The organism is Streptomyces tricolor (assembly GCF_002155905.1).
Lineage (GTDB): Bacteria > Actinomycetota > Actinomycetes > Streptomycetales > Streptomycetaceae > Streptomyces > Streptomyces tricolor.
The window spans coordinates 1-8,639 of record NZ_MUMF01000181.1 but is presented as its reverse complement, the minus strand read 5'-3'; the positions used below and the strand labels follow the sequence as shown (position 1 = coordinate 8,639).

The following is an 8,639-nucleotide window of genomic DNA, read 5'->3' as shown; positions in this document are numbered from 1 at the left end:
GTCCCGCCGAGTCGCCCGTTCCGTCGTGGTGCGCGGAGGCCTCCGCGACCTGCCTGAGCGCCGATGCCGTGGCGGAGTCACCGACCTTGGCGGGCTGCTCGTGGACATGGCCGCCGGGGTGCTCGTGGCGGAAATGGGAGGGCGCCAGCCTGTCACCCGGGCCGGGGCTCTCCGCCAGGGTGTCCTCGGCTTCGGCGGGGGCAGAACCGGTGTCCGCCGCGGCGGGCCGGGCCGCCTCGCCCGGGGTCTCCCGTCCGGGGCCGCGCGGCTGGGTCAGCCAGGCGACGGCCGCACCGGTGAGCGCCACCGGCCACTCCACCACTCCGGCGACGCCGAGCACTCCGGCACCGGCGTACACCGCCATCCGACGGCTGCGCGGCGAGACCGCTCCGATCCGGTCCAGCGCGCTGTCGGCGGCCTTGCTCACCTGCTCGGCTCCGGGCAGGCGGCGAAGCCCCGACGCGACGGCCCGCAACGGCTGAGGAAGCTCCGCCGACCTCGTCCCGTTCTGGCTCATGTCGTCCTCCTTCCGCGCGCCGGTGAGAGCGTGCGCACCCCGAGTTTCCCGAAGCCACCCGGCATATGCGGCGACACGGCGGCGGCGCATTTCCGGGCCGGGTCGGGGGAACTCGGGGCGGACGGGCGAGGAGGTGCCGCCGTGGTCGGTGCGAGTCGGGGGCTGGACGAGATGTTGCGGGCCGCGGAGGACGCCGCGCCCGTGGAGTCGGTGGACGTGGTCGCCCGGAACCTGAGGGAACGCTTCTCGGCGTGCGCGGTGTCGTTCTGGTTCGTCGATCTGAGCGGGCAGGAGGCCGTACGGCTGCCCAGAGCCGGTGCGGTGGGCGAGGCCCGGGGCGAGGCGGAGCGGATCCCGTTGTCCGGCAGTGTGTACGACCGCGTGCTGCGCTCGCAGCGCCTGCACCAGGAGGACGGCGGGGAGGCCGGATGCCGGATGGTGGCGCCGGTGACGAACCGGGGCGACTGCATCGGCGTACTGGACCTGTCGGTGCCGTACGCGGACGACGCGGTCCGCGAGGCGGTGGCCCAGGCCGCGCACGCGCTCGCCTACATCGTGGTCACCGACCGCCGCTTCACCGACCTCTACCACTGGGGCCGGCGTACCACCGCCGTGAGCCTGGCCGCGGAGATCCAGCACCAGCTGCTGCCGTCGGCGTCCTGCTGCGAGGCGGCCCAGTTCACCCTGGCCTGCGGTCTGGTCCCGGCCGAGGACATCGGCGGCGACACCTACGACTACGCCCTCGACCAGGGCACGCTCCATCTGTCGATCACCGACGCGATGGGCCATGACACCGCTTCCGCCCTGCTGGCCACGCTCGCGGTCAACGCCCTGCGCGGCGCCCGCCGCGCCGGCCGCGGTGTCCTCGACCAGGCGTACGCCGCCCACGAGGCGCTCACCGAGCACGCCCACGGGATGACCACCGGCCAGCTGCTGCGCGTCACGCTGGAGACGGGCGCCGGTGAACTGGTCAACGCCGGTCACCCCTGGCCGCTGCGGCTGCGCGGGACGCGGACGGAGGAGCTGGCCGTGAAGGTCAACCTGCCGTTCGGCGTCTCCGTCCCGGTCACCTACGAGGTGCAGCGACTCGACCTGGAGCCGGGCGACCGCCTGGTGCTGCTCACCGACGGCATGACCGAGCACGCCGACGCCGTCGACCTGGCCGCTCTCGTCCGCGACACCCGCGACGAGCACCCCCGCGAGGTGGTCCGGGCCCTGACCGGCGCGGTCCATGACGCGTACCGCGGCTCCCTGCCGGACGACGCCACGACCATAGTCCTGGACTGGCACGGCCGCTCGGGCCGTCGGCACAGTGACGCCGGCGCGGGCGTCTGACCCGCCCCGGCCGGGCCGTCCGCCGTGGCCCGCACGGCCGCCCCCTGCCCGGCATACCCTTCAGGAGGGGGCCGTCGCCCGTCCGGGAGGTACGTATGGAGTCCTTGCCCTCCGAAGGCCACGCCGAGGTCCGCATCGTCGCCGCGACGCCGGAGGTCGCCCGCCGCGTGGCCGAAGTGCTCCGCCGCTGCTTCGCCTCGACCGAGCAGCGCAGCTACCCCGCCGGCCGCGCAGAAGGGACCCGGCTCCATCTCACCGTCGACACCTCTCACACGGCGGAACCCGCCCGGTCCTGGCTCTCGACCAGCACCCCGACGGAGCAGGCACAGACACACGCCGACGAGGTGTGACCCGGGTCCGTGAGCGCGGCCGTCCAACCTCGGAGAACGACAGCCATGGCGAAACTCCGCGAACGCAAGAACTACCGCAGGGCGGTCCTGCGATCCCTGTACGGGGCCGTCGAACACAACCGCACCGAGGTCAGCGGAACGGCGCTCCGCTCCGAGCTGGGCCTGCCCGACGAGGACCTCTCCGCCGCCTGCGTCTACCTTGCCGACGAGGGCCTGATCAGCGTGGAGTGGACCTCGCACCGCACCCCCGCCGCCGTCTCGCTGACCCACGAGGGCATCCGTCTGATGGAGGAGCAGGAGGAACGGGAGGACCGGGCGACCGCGGACCGGGCACGGCCGAACGACTGATCCCCGCTTCCCTCTCCTCGTCCGGCGGTAGCCTGGCCGTACCGAGAGCTTTTCGCGCAGCGCGACCGGCGGTGCCGTTCCCGGCGAGTGACGCAACGGGCAGCCGTCCCGCGGCTCCCAGGACGGACCGCACGATGGAACCGAGGGAAACACCGGCCGACGGCACGTCCACGGCCGACGCGCACACGTACCGCATGCCCCTGCCCCGCCTGACGCTCACCCCGGACGTCAGCCACGGCCCGCTGGACGGGGCCTGGTGGCCGCGCTGCGACGCGCTGGAACTGGAACTCCCCTCGCTCGTGGACTGGTTGGAGCCGGACTCGGTCACCGCGGTACGGGTCACCGTGGACCCCGCCGAATGGCCCGACGCCCCGCGCACGGTCATGGCGCCCGGCCGGGTGATCGCCGTGGAACCGGCCGGACCCGGAGGCGAGACCCACGTCATCACCCTGGACTGCGGCGCCGTGGGACGCTGGGCGCTCCTGGTCGTCCCGCCCGACGAGCCCGCCGGAACGGCCGCCCGGCTGCTGGCAGCCGCGGCCGACCCCGAGAACCCGCTGACCGCCGCACGCATGCTGGCCCTCGCCGAGACCGGCCGCCTCGGCGGCACGGCACAGGACTCCGGGTGAGGCACGCGGCCCCGTGAGAGCCGGCGACGGCGACGACCGGCGGACCCCGGCCACCGTCCTCGCGGGCGCCGTCGCCCCCTCCGCACCGCCTCGCCCGGATATCCGGACGAATGAGGTGCGTTGAACGCCGAGGACGTGGCACCCGCCTGGTGGCGGGCCGGACACGCGAACCCGTGTCCCGTGGGGCCGACGGTTCGGCAAGGAGCCGCGCGCCGCACGGGACCGGTACCGGCCCCTTCCCCCGGTTGCCGTCGCGGGGCTGCCCGGCGGCAACCGGTGCGGCATGCCCGAGCCGTACGTCCGGGCACCTCCCCCTGGGCCGGCGCCACCGCGGGCCGCGACGGCCGACGCCGGATCGCGGTCGACGCCCCGCAGTGATCTGGACGACAGCTGCCCCGGCGGGCCGCCGGGCGGCTGTCGTCCAGTGGATCGTCGTGGCTACCTCGCGGCCGGATGCGGGCACGGGAGCATCGGGAGACCGAAAGCGTCCGTGACCGGGGCGCCAGGACGACGCGGTGGCCGAGTGGCCCGTGAGGGGAAGGGCGGCGTGGAGCCAGACGGAGGGCGAGAGCCGAGGCTGTCGCCGGCGGAGCCCGGCTTGTGGCAGCGGGTCGTCGAGCAGCTGGGCACGGCCGTGGTCGTGATCGACCCGGCGGGGCGGATCGCCGCGGTCAATCCGGCCGCCGAGCGGCTGCTGGGGCGCACGGCGGCGGCGATGCACGGGCAGGACCTGCACGACCTCTGCCATCGGGACCCGGGGGGCGCCCGGATCCCGCGCGAGCACTGCCCGCTGCTGCGGGCCCTGGCCGAGGGCCGTTCGGCGTGCGGGGACGACGACAGCTGCCTCAGAGGTGACGGACGGCAGATCCCGGTCTCCTGGTCGGCCACGCCGCTGACGCGGGACGGCGTCCCCCAGGGCATGGCCGTGCTCATCAGCGGAACCGCGGACGACCGCGGCGCGCACCGGGAACGCGCGGAACGAGCCGCCCGTACGACCGCGCTGGAGGGTCTCGCCGAGCGACTGACGCTGGTCGCGGACATCACCGAGGTGCTCGGGCAGACCCTGGAGCTGGACGAGGCCCTCGCCCGGCTGAGCCGGCTGCTGGTCCCCCGCTTCGCCGACTGGGCGGCGGTCGATCTGCGGATCGGCTCCCGTCAGGTGCACCGGGTGGCGGTCACCGGTCCCGAGGGCCGCGACGCCGGGCAGGAGGACTGGCACGGTCACCTTCCGGCCCCGGCCGGGGAAGCGGCCCGCTCGGCCCTGGTCCAGGTGCTGAACGGAGGCGGTCCCGTCGTCCAGGACCGGGCCGGCCCGGACGACACGCCGCCCGACTCCCCGCTGGCCGCGGTCCACGACGCCTTCCTGGAGGCGACCGGCGCGGTCTCGGTCATCACGGTGCCGCTGGGTACCGGACGGCAGGTCAGCGGCGCCCTGACACTCGTCCGCACCGACCCGGACCGGCCCTTCGGCACCGGCGATCTGGAGGTGGCGAGCGACATCGGCCGCCGGGTCGGCCTGGTCGTCGACAACGCCCGCCGGTACGGCCGCCAGCGCGAGGTCGCCGAGGCCATGCAGCGCAACCTCCTCCCCCCGCTGCCCGAGCACGGCCGCGTCCGGCTGGCCGCCGGGTACCAGCCCGCCCCGGCCGGCTCGCAGGTCGGCGGCGACTGGTACGACGCGTTCACCCTGAGGGACGGCACGCTGGCCCTGGTCATCGGCGACGTCGTGGGCCACGACCTGACCGCCGCGGCCGGCATGGCGCAGCTGCACGGCATCCTGCGCTCCCTCGCCTGGGACCACACCGGGCCGACCGGTGCCGTCGTGGACCGCCTCGACGACGCCATGCACGCCATCACGACCGTGTCGATGGCCACCCTCGTCCTCGCCCGGCTGGAGGGACCGCCGGACACCGGCCCCTGGACGCTGCACTGGACCAGTGCCGGGCACCCGCCGCCCCTGCTGCTCACCGCCGACGGCACCGCGCAGTACCTCGAAGCCGGCCAGGGGCTGCTCCTCGGCACCCGGCTCGGCGCCCGCGGCCGCCGGCCCAGCGCGGCCCACGCACTGCCGCCGGGGTCCACCCTCCTGCTCTACACCGACGGCCTGATCGAGTCACCGGGCAGCGACCTGGACACCGGGCTCGGCCGGCTGCGCCGCCACGCCCTCGCCCTCGCGCACGAACCGCTGGACATCCTCTGCGACCGGCTCCCCGCCCGGATGCCTCCCGGCAGCACCGACGACATCGCCCTCCTCGCCCTGCGCCTGCCCGAGACCTGACGGAACGGACGGGTGAGCGGGGCCGGCGCCGCTCACGTCCCCGGAGCCAGCACCAGCACACGGCAGGGGCCGGGCGGTACGGCCGCGAGCGGGGCGTCACCGGCGCTCCGCCACCCCCAGGACCGCAACGCCTCGACGGTGCCGTCGTCCTGGGAGCCGACCAGCGTGACGCCGAGTGCCGCGCCGTGATCGGCGAGCAGCCTGCGCTGGAGGCGCCGGGCGAGGTTCCAGGCACGGTCCTGGTACTCCCGGCGCACGCGGGACGGGACGACGATGCCGGAGACGACGAAGAGCCGCCCGGGGGCGATGCGGCGGAGCAGACCGCACCGGACGCCCTCCTCGACGGCCGCCCACCACGGACCGGCGCCGCCCGCGGGAAAGCCGTAGGCGCACCCGGTCAGGACCGTGGTCTCCGCGATCAGCAGCGAGAATCCCGGGCGGCGCGCATCGGCCGCGAGACGCCGCAGAAAGGCCGCGCGCGCCTCGTTCCACGCCCACGGGCCGCCGCCGGAGACCTCCGCGTACAGGTCGCCCAGCTCCTTCAGGCGGTCGTCGACCTGGCCGCGCGACAGCGGGCGCAGGCGTTCCCCCTCCTGGGGCGAGGATCCCCGCTCGCGCCTCGGCCGGCCCCCGGTGCGGGTGCGCGGCACGCTCGGCGCGGGGAGGTCCGGGAGGGTCGGTGGCGTGGGTGGCGTCGCCGGGAACAGGTGCGCGGTCATGGGGCGGGCCCCTGCCCCGGGAGCGGAAGCGGGCCGCTCCCGGTGTCGTCGGTCGCCGAGGACGGCACCGGTGCCGGGGCCGGTGCGCGGCATGCCCCCGGTCCCTCCACCGTACTCCGGGCCGGCCGGGGCACGCCGATGGAGGCCGCGGAAAAACTGGTCCCGCCGGTGCAGAAATTCCGGCCGTGACCGGAAGAGGATGAGCGGACGTCGGCGAAAACGCATGGCCGCTGTCATCCGGCCTGTGTTAGCGTGATAGCAGTTGCAGTTTTGGTTACCAGAGATTTTTTGTCTTTGCTGAGCTTTCCGGGTCTTTCCGGAGGGGTGATCATCGCGGCGACTCGGGTCCGTGACGTGCGGATCCGGCACCTGCACCCCCGAGGGATGGATTCATTATGGCGTCCGGCACTGTGAAGTGGTTCAACGCGGAAAAGGGCTTCGGCTTCATCGAGCAGGACGGCGGCGGCGCCGACGTGTTCGCTCACTACTCGAACATCGCCACCTCCGGCTTCCGTGAGCTCCAGGAAGGCCAGAAGGTGACCTTCGACGTCACGCAGGGCCAGAAGGGCCCGCAGGCCGAGAACATCGTTCCCGCCTGACACCGACGCGAACCGACGTGAGCCGACGGCTCGCGCATCATGTGGCTGGAGCCCGCGCTCTTGGGGTGCGGGTTCCGGCTTTTCTCTTTTTTCTCCGGCTCATTCTTGTGATTCCTCGGGCGGCCGGCCGCCGCCGACGGGAATTCCTCGATACGCCGCATCGAGGAAGGTTCCTCCATGAACCGCACCCGTCGCACCGGCGGTGGTACGACCAGTCGTTTCCGCCCGGACAGGGGTTCCGCGCGCTCGGCGGGGTCCGCCCGCGGCAGCCGCTTCCGGGGGCAGGAAGCCGCCCGGCAGGGCTCCCGTCCCGCCACCGGGCGCCAGGCCGGCCAAGGCGCGCGCTCCACCGCACGCCGGCAGGAGTTCGCCCTGCCGGTCACCCTCACCGAGCCGCTGCCCGCGGTCGAGACGTTCGGGGAACTGGACATGCCCGCACGGCTGCTGGCCGCGCTCGGCACCGAGGGCGTGGCCGTTCCGTTCCCGATCCAGGCGGCCACGCTGCCGAACGCACTGGCGGGCCGGGACGTCCTGGGCCGGGGCCGTACCGGCTCGGGCAAGACGCTCGCCTTCGGGCTGCCGCTGCTGGCGCGCCTGGACGGCCAGCGGGCCCAGCCCCGGCAGCCGCTCGCCCTGGTCCTCGTCCCCACCCGGGAACTGGCCCAGCAGGTCACCGACGCGCTCGCCCCCTACGCCCGCGCCCTGCGGCTGCGGCTCGCCACCGTGGTGGGCGGCATGGCCATCGGCCGGCAGACGAGTGCCCTGCGCGGCGGGGCCGAGGTCGTCGTCGCCACGCCCGGCCGGCTCAAGGACCTCATCGAGCGGGGCGCCTGCCGGCTGGACCACGTCGCCGTCACCGTCCTGGACGAGGCCGACCAGATGGCCGACATGGGGTTCATGCCGCAGGTGACCGCGCTGCTCGACCAGGTCCCCGCCCGCGGGCAGCGCCTGCTCTTCTCGGCCACGCTGGACCGGAACATCGACCTCCTGGTGCGCCGCTACCTGCACGACCCCGTGGTGCACTCGGTCGACCCGTCCGCGGGCGCCGTCACCACCATGGAGCACCATCTGCTGCACGTGCGCGACGCCGACAAGCACACCGCCGCGACGGAGATCGCCGCCCGCGACGGACGCGTGATCATGTTCCTGGACACCAAGCACGCGGTGGACCGGCTCGCCAAGCACCTGCTGTCCGTCGGCGTGCGCGCCTCGGCCCTGCACGGCGGCAAGTCGCAGGCCCAGCGCAACCGGACGCTCGCCCAGTTCAAGGACGGCCACGTGACGGCCCTGGTGGCCACCAACGTCGCCGCCCGCGGCATCCACGTCGACGGCCTCGACCTCGTCGTGAACGTCGACCCTCCCGGCGACCACAAGGACTACCTGCACCGCGGCGGCCGCACCGCCCGCGCCGGCGAGTCCGGCACCGTCGTCACCCTCGTCCTGCCGCACCAGCAGCGCGCCATGGACCGGCTGATGGCCGACGCCGGGATCACCCCCCGCTCCCTCCGGATCCGGCCGGGCGAGGCCGAACTGCAGCGCATCACCGGCGCCCGGACGCCGTCCGGCGTACCGGTCACCGTCGCCCCGCCGGTCGCCGAACGCGGCGAAGGCGAGGGATCCGGCGCCCGGCGCCGCGGCCGCCGGGGCGCCGGCCGGGCACGCCGCTCCGCCCCGAGGAGGAGCGCGTAGCCCGGAAGGCTCCGCGCGGCCCGGAGGCCCGCGGCCCCCATGGCCCCACGGCCCCGGCACGGGGATGCGCTGCCGGTGACCGGGAGCCGTCGTCCGTCCCGCCCGGCCCGACGAAGAGGAGAAGCCCTTGACGCCGATTCCGCCCCGTACCCGACACGCCGTCGGCGCCGACGGC

The 8,639-nt window shown here is 74.8% G+C and carries 9 protein-coding genes; 7 read left to right on the top strand and 2 right to left on the bottom strand.

Features of this window, described 5'->3' with window-relative positions:
• The coding region (locus CCN44_RS45005) for a hypothetical protein (protein WP_167403978.1) at positions 1-517 on the bottom strand (517 nt) is incomplete at its 3' end.
• A gap of 141 nt (positions 518-658) precedes the next feature.
• Between CCN44_RS45005 and CCN44_RS14205 the strand changes: the two genes are divergently transcribed.
• The 5 genes from CCN44_RS14205 to CCN44_RS14185 all read left to right on the top strand — a co-directional run bounded on the left by CCN44_RS14205 (position 659) and on the right by CCN44_RS14185 (position 5,457).
• The gene (locus CCN44_RS14205; RefSeq protein ID WP_414820501.1) at positions 659-1,852 is read left to right on the top strand and encodes a PP2C family protein-serine/threonine phosphatase; all 1,194 of its coding nucleotides are present in this window, start codon (positions 659-661) and stop codon (positions 1,850-1,852) included.
• A gap of 95 nt (positions 1,853-1,947) precedes the next feature.
• A complete protein-coding gene (locus tag CCN44_RS14200; RefSeq protein ID WP_059250193.1) occupies positions 1,948-2,202 on the top strand; it encodes a hypothetical protein in 255 nt (84 codons plus the stop codon).
• Positions 2,203-2,247: 45 nt separating this feature from the next.
• On the top strand, positions 2,248-2,550 hold the full coding sequence (locus tag CCN44_RS14195) for a hypothetical protein (RefSeq protein WP_059250192.1): 303 nt from the start codon (positions 2,248-2,250) through the stop codon (positions 2,548-2,550).
• 134 nt (positions 2,551-2,684) lie between these two features.
• Positions 2,685-3,179 carry a DUF5994 family protein gene (locus CCN44_RS14190; protein ID WP_223283859.1) on the top strand — a complete coding sequence of 165 codons (495 nt, stop codon included), beginning with the start codon at positions 2,685-2,687 and terminating at the stop codon, positions 3,177-3,179.
• Positions 3,180-3,777: 598 nt separating this feature from the next.
• On the top strand, positions 3,778-5,457 hold the full coding sequence (locus CCN44_RS14185; protein WP_223283858.1) for a SpoIIE family protein phosphatase: 1,680 nt from the start codon (positions 3,778-3,780) through the stop codon (positions 5,455-5,457).
• A gap of 32 nt (positions 5,458-5,489) precedes the next feature.
• On the opposite strand, the gene CCN44_RS14180 is transcribed toward CCN44_RS14185, so the two are convergent.
• Positions 5,490-6,176 carry a hypothetical protein gene (locus CCN44_RS14180; RefSeq protein ID WP_086697843.1) on the bottom strand — a complete coding sequence of 229 codons (687 nt, stop codon included), beginning with the start codon at positions 6,174-6,176 and terminating at the stop codon, positions 5,490-5,492.
• Positions 6,177-6,571: 395 nt separating this feature from the next.
• Between CCN44_RS14180 and CCN44_RS14175 the strand changes: the two genes are divergently transcribed.
• Positions 6,572-6,775: a cold-shock protein gene (locus CCN44_RS14175; RefSeq protein ID WP_007383480.1), complete on the top strand. Its 204-nt coding sequence runs from the start codon at positions 6,572-6,574 to the stop codon at positions 6,773-6,775.
• Between the two features lie 177 nt (positions 6,776-6,952).
• Complete coding sequence (locus CCN44_RS14170) at positions 6,953-8,464, top strand: DEAD/DEAH box helicase (protein WP_059250189.1); 1,512 nt, start codon at positions 6,953-6,955, stop codon at positions 8,462-8,464.
• Positions 8,465-8,639: the final 175 nt, after the last annotated feature.

Excerpts from the sequence above, each read along its gene's own strand:
- CCN44_RS14200 (WP_059250193.1), top strand. The coding sequence starts at position 1,948 with ATGGAGTCCTTGCCCTCCGAAGGCCACGCCGAGGTCCGCATCGTCGCC.
- CCN44_RS14195 (WP_059250192.1), top strand. The coding sequence starts at position 2,248 with ATGGCGAAACTCCGCGAACGCAAGAACTACCGCAGGGCGGTCCTGCGA.
- CCN44_RS14190 (WP_223283859.1), top strand. The coding sequence starts at position 2,685 with ATGGAACCGAGGGAAACACCGGCCGACGGCACGTCCACGGCCGACGCG.
- CCN44_RS14180 (WP_086697843.1), bottom strand. The coding sequence starts at position 6,176 with ATGACCGCGCACCTGTTCCCGGCGACGCCACCCACGCCACCGACCCTC.
- CCN44_RS14175 (WP_007383480.1), top strand. The coding sequence starts at position 6,572 with ATGGCGTCCGGCACTGTGAAGTGGTTCAACGCGGAAAAGGGCTTCGGC.
- CCN44_RS14170 (WP_059250189.1), top strand. The coding sequence starts at position 6,953 with ATGAACCGCACCCGTCGCACCGGCGGTGGTACGACCAGTCGTTTCCGC.